We start from the raw sequence: 16,177 nt of genomic DNA on the forward strand, positions 1-16,177 counted from the left end.
TGTGACAAGGTCTTCACTGCGTGGAGGAGGTGCTCCCATGAACCCGGCCCACCCGGACGCCCGGAACCACGACCGCCTGCTCGCCGCGCTGGGCGCCGCGAACTCGTCCACGCGCCTGCAGGCCGCGCTGGCGGCGGGCACGCGCGCCGACCCGGCGTTCGTCGACGAGCTCGTCGCCCGGTGCGCGATCGAGCCGGACTTCTTCGTGCGCGACATGCTCACCTGGGCGTTGACCCGCCTCCCGGCGGAGACCACGGTGCCCGTGCTGCTCGCCCAGCTCCGGTCCGGGCGGGCCCAGGCCCGGAGCCAGGCGCTGCACACGCTGTCCAAGATCGGGGACCGGACGACGTGGCCCGCGATCACCAGGTCGTTGCTGCACGACGCCGACGACGAGGTCGCGCGAAGCGCGTGGCGTGCCGCCGTCGTGCTGGTGCCCGGCGGAGAGCGGACGGCGCTGGCCGCCGAACTGGCCGGGCAGCTCGGCCGCGGCGACCGGACCGTGCAGCTGAGCCTCAGCCGGGCGCTCGTCGCGCTCGGTGAGGTGACCGAACCGGCCCTGCGCGCGGGACTGGCGAGCGCCGACCCGGCGGTCCGCGCGCACGCCCGCGCCACGGAGCGGCTGCTGCACGACCCCGACGCCGGTTTCGACCTGGCCGTCGGCGAGGCGGACCGAATCGTCGCCCTCGGCCCGGAGCGGGCCGGGTGCTGATCGGCGAGGTGGCCCGCCGCTGCGGGGTGAGCACCCGGATGCTCCGGCACTACGAGTCCCTCGGGCTGGTCCGGCCGACCGGCCGCACCGTGGGTGGCTACCGCGAGTACTCCGCGGCGGACATCCGCCGGATCTTCCACGTGGAAGGCCTGCGGTCGCTCGGCATGTCGCTGCGGCAGATCGGACGCGCACTGGAGGATCCCGCGTTCACCCCGTCGGCCCTGGTCGGCGACCTCGTCCGGCGGACCGAAGACCGGCTGCACCGGGAGCGGGAACTCCTCGAGCGCCTCCGGGCGATCGACGCCTCGGCGCCGTCGGGCTGGCAGGACGTCCTGCGCGTCGTCGAGCTCCTGCGCGGCCTCGGCTCGCCCAGCGCCGCCCGCCGGCAGCAGGCCGTCCTGGCACGGTCCGAGGACCTGCCCGTTCCCGTCGACCCGCTGGCCAAGGCGATCCTCGCCGAATCCGACCCGAACGTCGCCGGCGCCCTGCGGTGGGCCCTCGCGCGGGCGGACGGCGACCGCGTCGGCAGCGTGGCGGCCGGCCTGCGTTCGGACGACGCCGAGGTCCGGCGGCGCGCGCTGCGGGCGATCGCCGAGCTGCCCGGCACCGAGGCGGACACGGTGCTCACCGAGGCGCTCGGCGACCCGGATCCCACCGTGCGCCGGCTCGCCGCACTGGCCGCGGGCCGGCGCGGCGCGCTCGCCGCCGTGCCGGTCCTGGCCGCCATGGTGGTCGAAGGCACGAACGACGTCGAGGCGGCCGAGGTGCTGGGAACGCTGTCCCTCGACGACGGGCACGCGGACCGGATCACCAGCGTGCTGGCCGCCGAGCTCGCCGCGCACCCCGGGGATTCCGCGGTGCGGATCCGCCTGGCCCAGGCACTGACCGAACTGCCGGGAAGCGCCGCCCGCGACGTCCTGCGGCAGCTGGGACGCGACGATGACCAAGCTGTCGCCCTCGTCGCGTCTGCCCTCGTGGAAGCACTCGAAGCGCCCGGCGGCTGAGCGCGTGCCCGTGCGGCCCGCACTGGTCCAATCCAGTTCCAGGCGCCAGCCGACCCCGCAACTCGGGCGGACACGCCGGGTGAAGTGGAACAACTCCGGGGCGCCCGCCGTCACGGCGAACGGGAAGTCTTCGCCGTGCGCCACCACTCGTGGCGGCGACGGAGGCGGCGGTTCCAGATCGCCCTGATCCTGGACCTGGTGAAGGAAGCGTGGGAGAAGCTCCATCACACGTTCGCCGCGACCATGACTTCGTCTTCGGAACTCAGCACGACGTCCAGGTGGAACCGGGCGTCCCCGAATGGATGTCTGAAGCCGGGCGATTTCTCCCTGATCACCGCCCGGGTGTCAGGCAGTCCGCCGAGGCGCTGCCCCAGGTCTTCCAGCACGGTCCTGGCCGGCTCCGGCTCGCCGGGAACGGTCAGCACGATCCGGATCTCCACCAGCACCCCCGTTCCCGGACGATCGGAGCGTATCGCACGGTGAACTGTCGACGGTTTGTCGACGACTCGTGGAATCGTTCCCGCCGGGGGACTGGTTCGCCCCTCCGGGCAGGACCTTCCGAGCGTGCGGTGGGCGGCCCGTCGAACCCCTGGACAACTGCCGGGAGGCCACGTGCGTGTCAGACTGCTCGGTCCTGTCGAAGCCGTCGTCGGTGGTGTGCCGGTGTCGATATCGGGACTGCGGCGAAGAGCGGTACTCGCGGTGCTCGCGCTGCACGGCGAAGGGATAGCCGGCACGAGCTGGCTCATCGAAGCCGTGTGGGGTGAGCGGGCGGGTGGGGTGTCGTCGAACACCCTGCAAAGTCACGTGTCGTCGCTCCGGCGCGTGCTCGGTGACCGGAACGCGATCGTCGCCCGGTCTCCGGGCTACCTGCTCGATCTTGGCCCCGGCACGACGGATGTGACGGAGGCGCGGCAGCTGGTCGAACGGGGCGAGCGCTGTGCCGACCCGGCCGAGAGTGCCGCGACGCTGCGCGCCGCGCTGGCTCTGTGGCGGGACCGTTCGCTGATCGACGTCGGCGGCGTGGCGTGGCTGGACGAGCAGGCCGCCGGGCTGGAGCGGTTGCGCACGCGGGCCCAGCTGGCGCTGATCCGGGCCAGGCTGGCCCTCGGTGAGCACGCCGAGCTCGAACCGGACCTGGAGCGGCTCGCCCTCGCGCGCCCGTTCGACGAGCAGGTGCACGCGCAGCTGATGTTCGCGCTGTACCGCACCGGCAGGCAGGCCGACGCGCTCGGCGTGTACCGCAGGCTGCGCACGGCTTTGGTCGACAACCTGGGCATCGACCCGAACCAGCGGCTGCGTGACCTGGAGATCGCGATCCTGCGGCAGGACCCGGTTCTCGACCAGTCCGCGCTCGCGGTCCGGCTGCTGGCCGGCTGTTCGCCGTGATCGGCGCTGACCACCGGGTTTCAGCGCCACGTCAGGACCTTTTCAGCACCGCTTGCCAGAGTCGGCGCGGGCCCGGATACCGATGCCGGCGCCGCTCTTCGCAGACAGGACTCCCATGAAGCTTCGACGGCTCCTGCCGCTCACCGCCTTCGCGGCGGCGGTCGTGTTCAGCGCCGCGGCCCTGGCGCCCGCGAGCGCCGCCGCGAGACCACTCGCCGGGTACGCCGGCAGCCCGTTCGCCGGCACGGCCCAGCACACCGACGTGGCCGGCGGGCACACGCCCTCGGTAGCCGGCCCGCTGGTCAACGCGACCTCGCGGAACTGGGCGGGCTACGCGATCACCTCGTTGTCCACGCCCGCCGCCACCTTCACCCACGTGCACGCGTCGTGGACCCAGCGGCCGATCACCTGCCCCGCGTCGGACGCCTGGGCGGTGTTCTGGGTCGGCTTCGACGGATGGACCAACGGCACGGTCGAGCAGGGCGGCAGCTCCGCCAGGTGCGTCAACGGCACGCCGCTCTACCAGCTCTGGTGGGAAATGTTCCCGACCAACGCGATCCAGCCGGCCTTGACCATCAACGCCGGTGACTCCGTCGCCGCGGACGTCGCCTACGACCCGGCCACCGGGAAGTTCACGATCAAGCTCGACGACGCCACCCAGCACACCAGTTTCTCCACCACCCAGACGTGCGCGGCCAACCTCGTCTGCTCCCGCACCAGCGCCGAATGGATCATCGAGGCACCGGGCCGGTTCGGGACCGGCGACTTCTTCCCCCTGGCGAACTACGGCCGGGCACTGATGGGCAACACGGTCGGCACCGACGACGCCGGCCACGGCGGGTCGATGACCGCGAGCTCGACCTGGCAGCGGACCATGATCCAGGAGCAGGACGCGACCACCACGTACGCCACCACCGAACACGCCAGCAGGAACGGTCAGAACTTCGCGGTCACCTGGGCGCACCAATGAGCCCGCTGCGTCGCGCGGCCGTGGCGGTGTGCGCCGTCCTGACGGCCGTGCTCACGGCCGGGGCGCCGGCGGTGGCCGCGAACCCGATCACCATCTCCAACGGCCTGTTCAACAACAGTGCCGCCCTGGCCTGGTCCTCGGCACCGACCACCACGATGGGAGACCGGACGGTCACCAGGACCACCACCGGGGTGCAGGGGCTGATCGTCAGCGGTCCGACCGGGTCGGTGTTCCACCAGACGCTCGGTGTGTCGCGGTACATGTTCATCGGTACCCACAACCACGTCCTGATCCTGGAATCGTCGACCGGCGCCGGCCCCGGTACCCGCTCGGTGTCCCTGGTGGACTTCACCACCACGCCACCGGCCGAGCGGCCGATCCTGTCCGTGCCGGCCGCCTCGGCGGCGGTGAGCTCACCGGGCGTCCAATTCAGTGTCGGAACCGGCGACGCGTTCTTCGTCTTCGCTCCCACCGGCACCACGGTCGCCGGGCTCGGTGTGTACCGAAGTGACAACGGCACGATTCTTTGCCCCGGGCCACCACCGCTGACCCCGACCGGGCAGCTGTTCGGCGAGGCCACGGCGACCCAGCTCCGGATCAAGATGGGCGGCGCCGTGCTGGCCGCGTGCGCCCGCCCGCCGGGCACCAGCGGCTGACCGGCGTTCGGGGTCACGCACTCGGTAACGACGATTTGTTCCTTGGCGGCGTCGCGGTGTTCGCGTCGGGATGCTCGCGCAGCAGGCCGAGGGCCTCGCCGAGGAAGTCGTCCAACGGCATGGCGCGGTCGTCCGCCCGGCGGGACCACCTCGATCACCTGGACCCGGCGTCGGCACCGGCGAGCTGGACGCGCAGGCTCTCGGAGAAGGAGAACAGCGCGGCCTTGGTCGCGCTGGTGGCGGGGCAAGGACGACGCGGTCGTCATGGAGGCGGCCCCGGACGGCCCGCGGCCGCCTCGCCGCTGACCGTCGCCGCGCGGTTCAGGCGTTGGCGGGCAGGTCCGTCCCGGCGCCGCGGCGGCGGAGGGTGACCAGGTCGTGGCGGGCGGCGGGCAGCGTTTGCTCGGCAGCGCCCTCGACGACGAACCCGGCGTCGGCGATCATCTTCAGGTCGTCTTCGCCGGGCTGGCCCTCGCTGGTCAGGTAGTCGCCGAGGAAGATGGAGTTCGCCAGGTGCAGGGCCAGCGGCTGCAGGCCGCGCAGGTGGATCTCGCGCCCGCCGGCGAGCCGGACTTCGACGTCGGGGAAGAGGAACCGGAACAGCGCGAGGATGCGCAGGCACCGCGCCGGCGTGAGCTCCCAGCGACCCTCCAGCGGCGTGCCCGCGAACGGGATCAGGAAGTTGACCGGCACCGAGTCGGGGTCGAGTTCGCGCAGCGCCAGCGCGACGTCGATGACGTCGTCGTCGGATTCACCCATCCCGAAGATGGCGCCCGAGCAGGGGGAGAGCCCGGCGCCCTTCGCCGCGGTGACGGTCTCGACGCGGTCGTCGAAGGTGTGGGTCGAGCAGATGTCGCGGTAGTTCTCCGCACTGGTGTTGAGGTTGTGGTTGTAGGCGTCGGCGCCCATCTCCCGCAGCCGTTCCGCCTGCCCCGGCTTGAGCAGGCCCAGGCAGACGCAGACCTCCACGTCCGGAGTCGCGCCCTTGATCGCCCCGACCGTGTCGGAGATCCGGTCGAGGTCGCGCTCGCCCGGCCCCCGGCCGCTGGCCACCAGGCACACGCGTTTGGCCCCCGCGGCGATCGCCCGTTCGGCGTTGCCGACCGCCTCGTCCGTGCTGATCCACGAGTACTTGACGATGTCGGACTTCGACCCGAGCCGTTGGGAGCAGTAGCCGCAGTCTTCCGGGCACAGCCCGCTCTTCATGTTGACCAGGAAGTTCAGCTTCACCCGGGTGCCGAAGAACCGCCGCCGGACCCGGGACGCCGCGGTGACCACGTCGAGCACGTCCTCGTCGGAGGTGCGGAGCACACCGAGCAGTTCTTCCCGGCCCGGCAGTTCGCGGCGCAACGCCTTCGACGTGATCGAGGTCAAGAGGTCGTCAAGCGCGGTGTCGGTCATGCCTGCCATCGTGGTGATCACACCCATGGCGCGCAAGACGGGATTGGCCGAGCCGGCGGGTGGATTGTTGTGCGTGCCGCCCCAGCCGGGCGCGGCCCGCGTCAACCGGGACGACGATCTCATCGCCGCCCGGACGGCGACCTGCGGCGCGGGCCGGGCGGGTAGACACCGCGATCTCTTTCACGTCGTTCGTTTATCAGGATCGGCGATGATCGATATTTCTTTGCCTGCCATTGATCTGCTCGGCAGTAATAGTAGGCACGCAGCGTGACCGGCCATCGCAGGAAATGTGCCACTCGTCGCATCGCGGCGGTGTCGGCTCCGGAGTCGCCATACGCTGCCCATCGATTGATGAGGCGTAGTGCAGCAGGGGGCGAGCGTGGCGGATCACGAAGACGGTGATCGGAAACCTCACGATTTTTCGCGCAACGAGATCAGCGGGTCGGCGGCCGGTTCCGTTGTTCAGGCCGGCGAGGTTCACGGCGGATTGCACATCCACGAATGGCGACGTCAGCGGCGTGCGGATGAACTCGACGATGCAGCCGACGGACTGGCGCACGCCGTGTTGGCCCAGTGGCAAAAGGAAGAGGACATCCGGCGAGTGCACGATCCGCTGCCACTGGCCGTCCGCTGGCCGGTCGCCGGGGCGGAAGTGATGGACCACTGGGCCAACATCTGCGGTGTTCCGTCCGGCGCTGTCGCGGATCCCTTGCCGCTGGCCGGGAGGCTCGACCGGATCGTGGACATCTTCCGGCAGATACCCTCCCGGAGACTCGTGGTCCTGGGTCGGATGGGGGCAGGAAAGACGGTCGTCACCATGCGGCTCACGACGGACCTGCTGGCCGATCGCACGTCGGCAGAACCGGTGCCGGTCATCTTCGACGTCGACACCTGGAATCCGGAATCGATCTCCCTGGCGAATTGGCTCGAAAGCCAGCTCATGCGGGATTACACGGGCATGAACAAGATCAGCCGGTACGGTACGACGATCGCTGCGGATCTCCTCGCCACCAGGCGGATCTTGCCGGTCTTGGACGGCTTCGACGAAATCGCCGACGGATTGCAGAAATCCGCACTCGACATGCTGAACGCCTGCACTTTACCGTTCGTGATCACCAGCCGGACAGCGGAATTCCGTGCCGCGGTCGCCGATTCCGATGTCGTCACCAGAGCGGCGGTGATCGAGCTGTGCGACATCACCGTCGATGATCTGGCCGACTACCTGCCTCGAACCGCGCGAGCCACGGACGGCGACACGGCGTGGAGCCCCATCCTCACGGCTCTCCGGGAGAAACCGCCGACACGGGCGGCCGCGAACCTGACCCGGGTGCTTTCCACCCCGTTGATGGTCGGCCTCGCTCGTTCGATCTACAGCGACGATCCCGGGAACGACCCGGCCGAGTTGCTGGACACCGTGCTGTTCCCCGAAGCCGAGCTGATCGAGGACCACCTGTTGAACATCTTCGTTCCCTCGCTGTACCGGCAGCGCGCCGCGGATCCGGCTGCGGGGCGGTGCCGGTGGCCCGCCGAACGGGCGCACCACTGGCTCACCTGCCTGGCGCGGCGGCTGGACCGGGACAGTTCGAACGACGTGGCCTGGTGGCAGTTCGCCAAGGCGGTGCCCCGGTTGACCACGGCGCTCACCTTCGGCGTCCTGGGCGCGGTCGCCGGCGGGTTGCTACCCGGGCCTGCCGGCATGCTGTTCGTGTTCGGGTGCATCCTGATGTCCAGTTTCCCGCTGTGGCTCGTCCTGAAGCTCGCCGGCGGTCTCCCGACCGGTCTGGTCTTCGGGCTGGCCGGCGGGATGATGTTCGGGACCGGTCCGGGTCTGCCGATCGGGCTGGTGGCCGGGGCCGCCGGCGCCCTGCTCGACGAACGCCGGGGTGTGCCGGCTCCGTTGACGGCGAACCTTCCGGTCCGGCGGAACTTCCGCCGGGCAGCGAGCGCACTGGTGACCGTTGTCGTGGCGGGCTCCGCCGCTGCGCTGATCATCGGCTTGGTCGGCGGGTTCGCGGCGGGGCTCGGTGCCGGGCTGGCCGGTGGTCTGGGGGTCGGCTTGGCCGTCGGCCTGGCCGGTCTCGTCACCCAACCCGCAGACACGGCTCGCGTCGTCAATCCCGAATCCGTCCTCCGGGCCGACCGCTTCGGCGTTCTGTTCCTCGGCTCGTTGTTCGGCGCGTTGTTCGCGGTGGGAGCGGCCGATTCGGCCTGGGGCGTCGTCTTGTCGAGTCTCACTTTCGCGCTCGTCGGCGTGTTCGCCCTCGGCCTCGGGTCCGCCTGGGGTGGCTTGGTCGTCGCCCGTGCGTGGCTGGCCCTGACCGGGGAACTACCGTGGCGCGCGATGACCTTCTTGGTTGACGCTCATCGGCGGGGAGTACTGCGACAGGCCGGAGCGGTCTACCAGTTTCGGCACGTGCGCCTTCAGCGAAGCCTCAGCCGGCAAGGGCCGGAGGCCGTCGGTGATTCCGCGACGCCGAACACGCCTGGTCAGTCCCAGGCGACGGGCAGCCGGTCGACGCCGTAGATCGGGTGGGTGTGGCGGAACGGGAGGTCCGCGGCCGGCGCCGCGAGCCTGAGCCCGGGCAGGCGGCGGAACAACGTCGTGAGGACGACGCGGAGTTCGAGCCGGGCCAGGTGGTGGCCGAGGCAGAGGTGCTCGCCGTGCCCGAAGGCGAGGTGGTGGTTGGGCGAGCGGCCGAAGTCGGCACGGTCGGGGTCGGGGAACCGCGCGGGATCGCGGTTGGCGATGTCCGCGGCGGCGATGACACCGTCGCCGGCCCGGATGGTGATCCCGCCGGCGATCGGCACGTCGGCGGTGGCGACGCGGCGCCGTCCGGTGTGGGTGATGGTCAGCAGCCGCAGCAGTTCGTCGACCGCGCCGGCGGGTGGGCCCTCCGGCCGTCGGAAGAACTCGGCGAGCTCCGGGTTGTCGAGCAGGAAGGCGACGGACAGGGCGATCTGGTTGGCGGTGGTCTCGTGCCCGGCGACGAGCAGCAGGACGGCCATGGACACCGCTTCGGCCCGGGAAAGGTTCCCGGGTTCGACCTGGCCGGCGCTCAGCCGGCCGAGCAGGTCGTCGGCGGGGTGCTCGCGTCGCCGTTGCAGCAGGGTGCCGAGGTGGCGGGCGAGGTCGGCGGTGGCGGCTCGGTTGGCGGCGCCGCCCGCGGAGTTGTCCGTCATGACGCGGGAGCGGTCTTCGAAGAACTCATGGTCGTCGTAGGGCACACCGAGCAGTTCGGCGATGGCGATCGACGGGAGCGGCAGGGCGAAGCCGGCGACCAGGTCGGCGGGCTGGGGCCGCCCGGCCAGTTCGTCGAGCAGTTCGGCGGCGGTGCGTTCGAGGGCGGGCCGGAGCGCCTCGATGCGTCGCGGGGTGAACTCCCGGATGAGCATGCGGCGCAGGCGGGTGTGCTCCGGAGCGTCCATCGAGATGAACGAGCCGGCCCCGCGCCGCCGCGCCCGGCCCGCCGGCCCGCGGGCGGGGTAGCCGGGCCGGGTGGGGTCGACGCTGAAGCGGCGGTCGGCGAGCACCGCACGGACGTCGTCGTAGCGCGTCAACAGCCACGGCGTGCTGCCGTCCCAGATCCGGACGCGGGTGACGGGAGCATCGCGCTGCAGCTCGCCGAGCCGCGGCGGCGGGGTGTAGGGACAGGTCCGCGGGGGCGGGAACGCCGGGTCCGTCATGCCTCCTCCGCGAAACCCTGGAGGACGTCCTTCCGGGGCCCCTGCACGACGTCGGTCCGGTCGGCGAGCCGGTCGAGCAGGGGACCCGTGAGCCGCAGCAAACCGATTTCCGTTTCGCTCAGGTCGCCGAGCGCCGCGGCCAGCCAGCGATCGCGCTCGCGCATGTCGGCTTCCAGCGCCGAGGTGCCTTGGGCGGTGATGGTGAGCACGGCCCCGCGCCCGTCGTGTTCGTTGCGGGCGCGGCTGATCAGCCGGTCCGCTTCCAATTCGGCGAAAACCTTGGTCAGCGCCTGCGGCCGCTGCCCGTCCGCGGCGGCGATCTCGCCGGGGGTGCTGGTCCCGTGCCGGGCCAGGTACCCCAGCACGCCGACCTTGGCGGGGCTCAGGGCGTGCTCGGAGCGGGCGCCACGCAGCCGGCGTGCCAGCCGCAGCACGCCCTGGCGCACCACGGCGGCGGTCGTCAGATCGTCGAACTCTGCCACAGTTGGTACTGTATTGCTTATTAACTACGGCGTCCAGCTTGCGTTCGCTGGTCAAGTAGTAATTAGTTCCTTACCGATGTAGTGAGCGTCATCATCGGGGAGGTGGCGGGTCACGAGTAGGCCGAGTGGCCGAGCCAGGACTCGCGCCACGCCACCGTCAGCTCACTCACCCCGTCCACACCGGACCGATCCACGTGGGCCTTCCACGCCTCCTCCAGCGCCGCGCACAGCCTGGACGCGGGCGGTTCGCCGCCGCCGGAGGAGAATCCGCGCAGGACCGACCGGGGGACGGCCAGCTTCGCCTTGCCGCGGATCACCGACTGCTCGGTGGCGCGGCAGATCAGGTACTCGACGGTGGCCAGGTCGCCCGCCGAGGCCACGGGCTCTGGCGGGGACGCGACCTGGGCCAGCGCGTGGTACAAGCCGTCCAGCGGAGCGGCGAGGCCCCGGTGCTGGCGCGCGATCTCCCACGACACCCACACGGCCATGCAGTCGGGCATCTGGTGCGGGCGGTAGGCGAACGCCGGGCCGGCGAAGGTCTGGTAGTCGCCGGTCGGGTCCTGGACGGCGGTGGCGGGCCCGTCGGGGTCGGGCGGCAGGCCGAGCCGCTTGAACAGCTCACGCAGCAGCTTGTCCGGCCGGGCCGGGGTCGAGGACTCGCCGAGCAGCTTGCCCAGGATGCGGTTCAGCCGCTCGGTGGCCACCCCGTGGATCGCCAGCTGCAGGTGGACGAACGCGACGTCCGACAGCGTCGTGGCCGCGCAGCCGACCACCCCGACCTGGGGATACCGCTGCAGGAAGGAGACGATCGCATTCGTGGAGCCGATCCGGGCCGGGCCGACGAAGGTCACCGGCAGGCACGTGCCGATCCGCTGGCGGGACCGCAGGTCGCCGCGGTACAACGGCGAGAATTCGCCGTCGGCGTGGCAGACCTCGAACCAGTTCCCCTGCCGGTGCCCCGGGCGCGTGTCGGCGAGCCAGAAGCTGTACCCGTGCTTCTCGCACAGCTCGCGGAACCGGTCGGCCAGTTCGAACCGCGCGGCCGCGGAGGCGTCCCGCAGCGCGATCGCGAACCGGACCGCCAGCGACGCGCACGGGGGAGCGATCTCCTTGCGGGTGCGGAGGTCGTGGTTGCGGGTCTTGACGATGGTCGGCAGCTGGGCCGGGCACTGCAGGGACACCAACGGCGCGTCGACGAGCGAGGACGCGGCGTCGGAGATCTCCCGCACCAGGTCCCGGACGGCCAGGCCGTGCCACTCGTACACCTCGCGCGCCGCCGGGTCGATCGCGATCAGGCCCTCGAAGGTCTGCGCGGACTCGTAGATGAACGTCGGGTTGGGCGAGGTCGTCTGGTGGAACACCCAGCCGCGGGCGTTCTGCCGCGGGCGTTCCGCCGGCTGGAGGTCACCGGCCGGCTCGGCGGGTTCGGTGCCGTCCGGCGGTTTCCGGGTGCGGGTGCCGATCACGACGCCGGCGCCGTTCGTGGCCGAGCACAGCGTCTCCAGGAAGACCGCGTCGTCGGCGTCCGCGGTCACGAGCTCGCGCAGGTAGCCGGGGCGGGCCATGGCGTGGTGCACCTCGAAGTCCACTTTGGTCACCGGCTGCCGCGCTATTTCGAAGCCGGCCCGGGCCAGGTCGGCCACGTTCCGCACGGAAATCCGCTGCCCGCGCATCTCACCACCCCCCGGACGAGTCGAACCGCACGTCGGCCTCCAGTGGCCGGCGGCGGTCCCACGCCCCCGTGCCCGCCCACCGCGGCGCCCCGATGCGGGACAACGGGATCGCCGATTCGCGCCACGACGCCTGGCCGAACAGCACGAACGCGGCGAGCACCGGCAGCCCCACCGCGACCGTGAGCGTGGTCTGCACGACCTCGCCCCGGCTCTGCGTCGCGACGGCCGCGGCGAACGCGGCGACGGCGGCGATGCTCAGCTGGACGAGCGCCTGCGGCAGCGTGCCGAGGTAGCCGAGCACGGTCCGGCGCGGCGGCAGCGACAGGCGGCTGTAGAGGAAACCCGGCAACAGCAGCAGCATCGTGATCACGGACTGGCCGTCGCCGATGTGGCCGAGGGCTTCGGTGGCGGCCCGGCCGTACGGCCACGGACGGCCCACCAGCAGCCAGCCGAGCACGAACGAGACCGTCGCGACGGCGAGCGCGTAGAAAGTCACGTTGAGCGGCCCGGACTTCGTGGAGTCCTTGAGCACGAGCGTCGCGCGCACCCGGACGTGGTCGCCGCGCGCGTCGCGGCCGCCGGAGCGGCGCCAGTACGCCCGCGCTTCGTTGTCGGCGATGCCGTTGACCAGGACGAGGTCCTGGCCGAACTCCCGGTCGGTCAGCTCGCGCGCGGCCTCGCGGAGGTTCGCGGCGGTGAACTCCGGGTGCCGCCGCAGCGAGTTGTCCAGCTCGCCCGAGTCCGTCCGCACCGCCTCGCCCGTCGTGGCCGCGGCGGCGAGCCGGTGGCAGGCCGGCATGCTCCGCGGGGACAGCTCCACCCCCGACTGGCCGGCCTCCCACTTGCGCCGGCGCACCAGGTCCGCCAGCCGGCGCAGGACGGTCTGCGCCTGCAGTTCGAGGATCTTGTGCCGGGCGCCGTCGGCTTCCTGCAGCGGCGCGGCGTCCTGCCGTTCGGCGAGCGACTCCAGGTCCTCGGCCAACCCGTCGACCTGGTGCTGATCGGCGTCGGTGGACAGGTACATCCGGGAGATCTCGGCTTCGGGCGCGGTCCTGGCCACCAGGTGGTAGGACTTCAGCGTGGCCGGGATCGTGGTCTCGTAACTGACGACGTAGCCCCGGCGGCTGGAGGCCAGCCGCCGCCACTGTTCGCTGACCGCCGACGGCCGGGCGTCGACGTGCAGCGGGGTTTCGAAGCTGAGCCGGTGCTCCTCGACCGCATCGTCCAGCGCCACCACCAGCATGTAGTCGCGGACCGCGACGTTCAGCAGGTACGCGTACTCCACCAGCAGGTCGGCGCAGCCGGTGAGGATGTCCAGCGCCAGCTCCCGGCATTGCCGCCCGTACCCGTGCACCGTGCCGCCGGCCGGGGCCAGCGTGAACTCCTCCTCCGGGTGGTTCCGCTCGGTGAGCAGCGTCAGCAGCGCCTGCTGGATGAGCCAGCGCGGCTCGTGCACCTGGAACAGGAACATGTTCAGCTCGTGCTTGGCGGTCTGCGCGTTTTCGTCGCCGGCGAGGATGCCGCGCAGCAACCGGTAGAGCCCGGCGGCGACCAGCCGGGACGCCTCGTGCTGGGTCAGCCGCGGCAGCTTCTGCCCCGAGCTGTCGAACACGTCCACGGGACTGGCGTCGCGGCGCGGCAACCGGGCCAGCGGCACCCACAGGGAACGCTGCTGTACCGGTCTCGAAGCGGCCCGCTCGCCGTGTTCCCGGCCGATCAGCTCCTGCAGCTGCGCGCTGGCCTGGCGCTGGCCCTCGTCGAGCAGCTTGAGGCTGACGTCGACCTCGGTGCTCCGCCGTGCCGTGCCGTGTTCGACCACGGTCAGCCGCTCGGTCAGCCGGCGCACGTGGTTGAGCCGCAACGAGGTGTCCAGCAGGGCCAGCCCGACGGCCGCGCCCTGCCGGGACAGGCGAGGCGGCGCACCGGGAATGGGGATCGTCTTGATGGCGTGCCGGAGACTGTCCATGCCGTCCACACCACTGAGCGTAGGAGGTACGGCGCCCGGAGACGAGCGAATACCGTTACCGGCCGCGCGGGCGACACGCGGGGAGGTGTGCCAGGCTGGCGGTGATCGTCACCGAAAGGAACCCGATGCACCGGCTCACCGTGCTGTACCCGCCGCCCGCCGACGAAGCCCATTTCCGGGACTACTACGTCAGCACCCACTTGCCGCTGGCGGCGAAGCTGCCCGGCCTCCTGCAGTCGCAGTACTCCTTCGACGTGGCCTCGCTCGGCGGGCAACCCCGGTACTTCGCCGTGTTCCACGCCGACTTCGAGTCGGCCGAGGCGATGGTCGCCGCGCTGGGGTCCGAAGCGGGCAAGGCGGTGGCCGCGGACGTGCCGAACTACGCCACCGGCGGCGTGGAGATGATCCACTACCCGCTCAGCTGAGCGCTCCGGCGCCGGGCTGCCACCGGCCGGGGGTTTCCGCCGGTCACCCGGTGGTCAGGGCCGGATGGGCGCGGATCCGCTCGGCCAGTTCCCTGGCTTCGCGGGAATTCCGGTAGGGCGGGGTGTCCAGGGTCGCGCAGATGTCGGACAGGCGCGTGGCCAGGTGGGCGACACCCGCGGTGGCGGACGTGCTGATCACCGGGTCGAGCGCGACGTCGGCGGCGTCCAGTTGCCGCGTGGCCAGGTATCCGTCGGTCATCTCCAGCCGCGTGGAGGCCTCGCCGCCGTAGCGGCGGCTGCGTTCGGCCTCCGTCGGGTACAGGTGCAGCGCGCGTTCGGCGGCTTCGATCGCCAGCACCGGCTTGCCCACCTGCACCCAGGCGCCGGCGTTGCAGAACGACTGCCGGGCCTCGTCGAACCCGAATTCGCCGCCGACGAGGTCGTGCAGCTCGTCCGGCTCGGTGACGTGGTCGCGCGCGCGGTGTCCCATGCCGATGACCTTCTGGGTCTCGTGGACGTCACCGAGGTGGGCCCAGGCGCGGCTTTCGATGTTGCACAGCCGCACGAAGCCGGTGCCGTGCCGCAGGTGTTCGCGGCCGGCCTTGGCCAGGTGTGCCGCCTCCCGCGGGTTTCCCGACCAGAACGCGATGAGCGCCTGGGTGCCGCGCAGCCACGCTTTGAGCCCGTTGTGGCCGATGATGTCGGCGTAGACCCAGGCGGCGCGTGATTGTTCGGCGGCGGCGCCGTAGCAGCCCAGCTCCATGCTGGCGTTCGCCAGCAGCCCGCACGTCTGGCCGGCGAGCAGGTAGAGGTGCGATTGCTGGGCCGGGTGGGTGCGCCGCCGCAGCAGGTCGAAGACGCGATCGCGCACGCGGACGAGCTCGGTGAAGATCTCGGCGGGCTGGGTGCGGATGGAGGTGCGGGCGAGCTGGACGTCGTCGTGGTCCAGCTGCTCGAGCGTGATCGCGCCGACCTCGGTGACTTCGGCGCGTTCGGCGTGCGCGCCGGAGGCGTGGGCGGCGGCGCGGACCGCGGCGGCGCTGAGCTGTCCGGATTCGGGTGCCGGGGGAGCGGCGGCCGCTTCGGCCGGCGGGAGCTGGTCGAGCACGAGCCGCTCCGGCTCGGGCAGCAAGGGCAGTTCGGCCTCGCCGAGCAGGGCGCGGGGCACGGTGCCGTAGACCCGGGCGAGCAGGGCGAGGACGTGGACCGTCGGGCGGATGCCCCGCTGTGGCCATGCCTCGTATTCGCTGATCCGTTTGCCGGTCATCGGTGCCCGGCCGTCGCCGAGCAGGTCGTTGCACCGGGCGGCGACGGCCGTCTGGGACAGGCCGTGGGTGTAGCGCCAGGCCTGGCGCGGGTTGAACTGCCAGCGGCCGGCCATCTCGGCCGCGATCCGCGCCGGGCTGCAGCCGCCGGCGAGCAGCTGGTGCCGGAGCCGTTCCCGCTCCGGCTTGCTCCCGGGCTTCGACCCGCTGGTTCCCATCACGCCGCTCCGAAACCGAAATAGGTGATCCACCCCACCGCCGACGGTCGGTCACCGTAGCGCATCACGGCTTTGCGCGGCAGCACCGAAGATCACGCGGAAACTCCGGGAAAAACTCCCATCCGCCGGGAACCCGCCCGGCCGGGCCGGTCGGGAACGCTGGTCAGCCGCAGCAAGCCGAGTGGAGGATCCGTGTCCCGTCTTCGCGACATCGCTGGTACCGGCCCGCGGCGGCGGTCATGACCGTGCGCTGGGTCGAAAACGCCCGGGGCGGCGGGACACCGGATGATCGCGTCCGGTCGGCGCGGGCCGCCCTCACCCGCGCGGACGCCCCG

At 71.8% G+C, this 16,177-nt stretch carries 15 protein-coding genes; 7 read left to right on the top strand and 8 right to left on the bottom strand.

Annotated elements, in window-relative coordinates:
- The first annotated feature begins 37 nt into the window (after positions 1–37).
- Both ACFVYA_RS39110 and ACFVYA_RS39115 read left to right on the top strand, forming a co-directional pair.
- The gene (locus ACFVYA_RS39110) at positions 38–709 is read left to right on the top strand and encodes a HEAT repeat domain-containing protein (protein ID WP_387052221.1); all 672 of its coding nucleotides are present in this window, start codon (positions 38–40) and stop codon (positions 707–709) included.
- Positions 703–1,713, top strand: a complete 1,011-nt coding sequence (locus ACFVYA_RS39115; protein ID WP_387052223.1) for a MerR family transcriptional regulator — start codon at positions 703–705, stop codon at positions 1,711–1,713. The genes ACFVYA_RS39110 and ACFVYA_RS39115 overlap by 7 nt, the downstream gene beginning before the upstream one ends.
- Before the next feature lie 224 nt (positions 1,714–1,937).
- Here the strand turns inward: ACFVYA_RS39115 and ACFVYA_RS39120 are convergent, their stop codons facing one another.
- Entirely contained in the window at positions 1,938–2,159 is a 222-nt protein-coding gene (locus tag ACFVYA_RS39120; protein WP_387052225.1) for a hypothetical protein, read from the bottom strand.
- A 166-nt stretch (positions 2,160–2,325) separates the two neighbouring features.
- On the opposite strand from ACFVYA_RS39120, the gene ACFVYA_RS39125 reads away from it, so the two are divergent.
- The 3 genes from ACFVYA_RS39125 to ACFVYA_RS39135 all read left to right on the top strand — a co-directional run bounded on the left by ACFVYA_RS39125 (position 2,326) and on the right by ACFVYA_RS39135 (position 4,728).
- Positions 2,326–3,102 carry a BTAD domain-containing putative transcriptional regulator gene (locus ACFVYA_RS39125; RefSeq protein ID WP_387052227.1) on the top strand — a complete coding sequence of 259 codons (777 nt, stop codon included), beginning with the start codon at positions 2,326–2,328 and terminating at the stop codon, positions 3,100–3,102.
- 115 nt (positions 3,103–3,217) lie between these two features.
- Positions 3,218–4,072, top strand: coding sequence for a G1 family glutamic endopeptidase (locus tag ACFVYA_RS39130; RefSeq protein WP_387052229.1), 855 nt, complete (start codon positions 3,218–3,220; stop codon positions 4,070–4,072).
- On the top strand, positions 4,069–4,728 hold the full coding sequence (locus ACFVYA_RS39135; RefSeq protein ID WP_387052231.1) for a hypothetical protein: 660 nt from the start codon (positions 4,069–4,071) through the stop codon (positions 4,726–4,728). The genes ACFVYA_RS39130 and ACFVYA_RS39135 overlap by 4 nt, the downstream gene beginning before the upstream one ends.
- A gap of 321 nt (positions 4,729–5,049) precedes the next feature.
- On the opposite strand, the gene bioB is transcribed toward ACFVYA_RS39135, so the two are convergent.
- Together bioB and ACFVYA_RS39145 are read right to left on the bottom strand one after the other, a co-directional pair.
- Positions 5,050–6,129, bottom strand: coding sequence for a biotin synthase BioB (gene bioB / locus ACFVYA_RS39140; RefSeq protein ID WP_387052233.1), 1,080 nt, complete (start codon positions 6,127–6,129; stop codon positions 5,050–5,052).
- Positions 6,130–6,325: 196 nt separating this feature from the next.
- Complete coding sequence (locus ACFVYA_RS39145) at positions 6,326–6,793, bottom strand: hypothetical protein (protein ID WP_387052235.1); 468 nt, start codon at positions 6,791–6,793, stop codon at positions 6,326–6,328.
- A 153-nt stretch (positions 6,794–6,946) separates the two neighbouring features.
- On the opposite strand from ACFVYA_RS39145, the gene ACFVYA_RS39150 reads away from it, so the two are divergent.
- Positions 6,947–8,653, top strand: coding sequence for an NTPase (locus ACFVYA_RS39150; RefSeq protein ID WP_387052237.1), 1,707 nt, complete (start codon positions 6,947–6,949; stop codon positions 8,651–8,653).
- On the opposite strand, the gene ACFVYA_RS39155 is transcribed toward ACFVYA_RS39150, so the two are convergent.
- The 4 genes from ACFVYA_RS39155 to ACFVYA_RS39170 form a co-directional block, all read right to left on the bottom strand.
- The gene (locus ACFVYA_RS39155; RefSeq protein WP_387052239.1) at positions 8,617–9,813 is read right to left on the bottom strand and encodes a cytochrome P450; all 1,197 of its coding nucleotides are present in this window, start codon (positions 9,811–9,813) and stop codon (positions 8,617–8,619) included. The two genes, ACFVYA_RS39150 and ACFVYA_RS39155, sit on opposite strands and share 37 nt — an antisense overlap.
- Complete coding sequence (locus ACFVYA_RS39160; RefSeq protein WP_387052241.1) at positions 9,810–10,295, bottom strand: MarR family winged helix-turn-helix transcriptional regulator; 486 nt, start codon at positions 10,293–10,295, stop codon at positions 9,810–9,812. Before ACFVYA_RS39160 ends, ACFVYA_RS39155 begins: the two co-directional genes overlap by 4 nt.
- A 110-nt stretch (positions 10,296–10,405) precedes the next feature.
- Entirely contained in the window at positions 10,406–11,968 is a 1,563-nt protein-coding gene (locus ACFVYA_RS39165; protein ID WP_387052243.1) for a hypothetical protein, read from the bottom strand.
- A gap of 1 nt (position 11,969) precedes the next feature.
- Positions 11,970–13,934 (bottom strand): hypothetical protein, encoded by a 1,965-nt coding sequence (locus ACFVYA_RS39170; RefSeq protein WP_387052251.1) that lies wholly within the window; start codon positions 13,932–13,934, stop codon positions 11,970–11,972.
- A 101-nt stretch (positions 13,935–14,035) separates the two neighbouring features.
- Between ACFVYA_RS39170 and ACFVYA_RS39175 the strand changes: the two genes are divergently transcribed.
- Positions 14,036–14,359 carry an EthD family reductase gene (locus tag ACFVYA_RS39175; protein WP_387052245.1) on the top strand — a complete coding sequence of 108 codons (324 nt, stop codon included), beginning with the start codon at positions 14,036–14,038 and terminating at the stop codon, positions 14,357–14,359.
- A gap of 43 nt (positions 14,360–14,402) precedes the next feature.
- Here the strand turns inward: ACFVYA_RS39175 and ACFVYA_RS39180 are convergent, their stop codons facing one another.
- The gene (locus ACFVYA_RS39180; protein ID WP_387052247.1) at positions 14,403–15,842 is read right to left on the bottom strand and encodes an XRE family transcriptional regulator; all 1,440 of its coding nucleotides are present in this window, start codon (positions 15,840–15,842) and stop codon (positions 14,403–14,405) included.
- Between the last annotated feature and the right edge of the window lie 335 nt (positions 15,843–16,177).

Source organism: Amycolatopsis sp. NPDC058278, from assembly GCF_042881395.1.
Lineage (GTDB): Bacteria > Actinomycetota > Actinomycetes > Mycobacteriales > Pseudonocardiaceae > Amycolatopsis.

Bases quoted from the DNA above. Each gene is read 5' to 3' on its own strand.
- ACFVYA_RS39165 (WP_387052243.1), bottom strand. From the start codon at position 11,968: ATGCGCGGGCAGCGGATTTCCGTGCGGAACGTGGCCGACCTGGCCCGG.
- ACFVYA_RS39150 (WP_387052237.1), top strand. From the start codon at position 6,947: ATGCGGCTCACGACGGACCTGCTGGCCGATCGCACGTCGGCAGAACCG.
- ACFVYA_RS39135 (WP_387052231.1), top strand. From the start codon at position 4,069: ATGAGCCCGCTGCGTCGCGCGGCCGTGGCGGTGTGCGCCGTCCTGACG.
- ACFVYA_RS39110 (WP_387052221.1), top strand. From the start codon at position 38: ATGAACCCGGCCCACCCGGACGCCCGGAACCACGACCGCCTGCTCGCC.
- ACFVYA_RS39130 (WP_387052229.1), top strand. From the start codon at position 3,218: ATGAAGCTTCGACGGCTCCTGCCGCTCACCGCCTTCGCGGCGGCGGTC.
- ACFVYA_RS39170 (WP_387052251.1), bottom strand. From the start codon at position 13,934: ATGGACAGTCTCCGGCACGCCATCAAGACGATCCCCATTCCCGGTGCG.
- ACFVYA_RS39180 (WP_387052247.1), bottom strand. From the start codon at position 15,842: ATGGGAACCAGCGGGTCGAAGCCCGGGAGCAAGCCGGAGCGGGAACGG.
- bioB (WP_387052233.1), bottom strand. From the start codon at position 6,129: ATGACCGACACCGCGCTTGACGACCTCTTGACCTCGATCACGTCGAAG.
- ACFVYA_RS39155 (WP_387052239.1), bottom strand. From the start codon at position 9,813: ATGACGGACCCGGCGTTCCCGCCCCCGCGGACCTGTCCCTACACCCCG.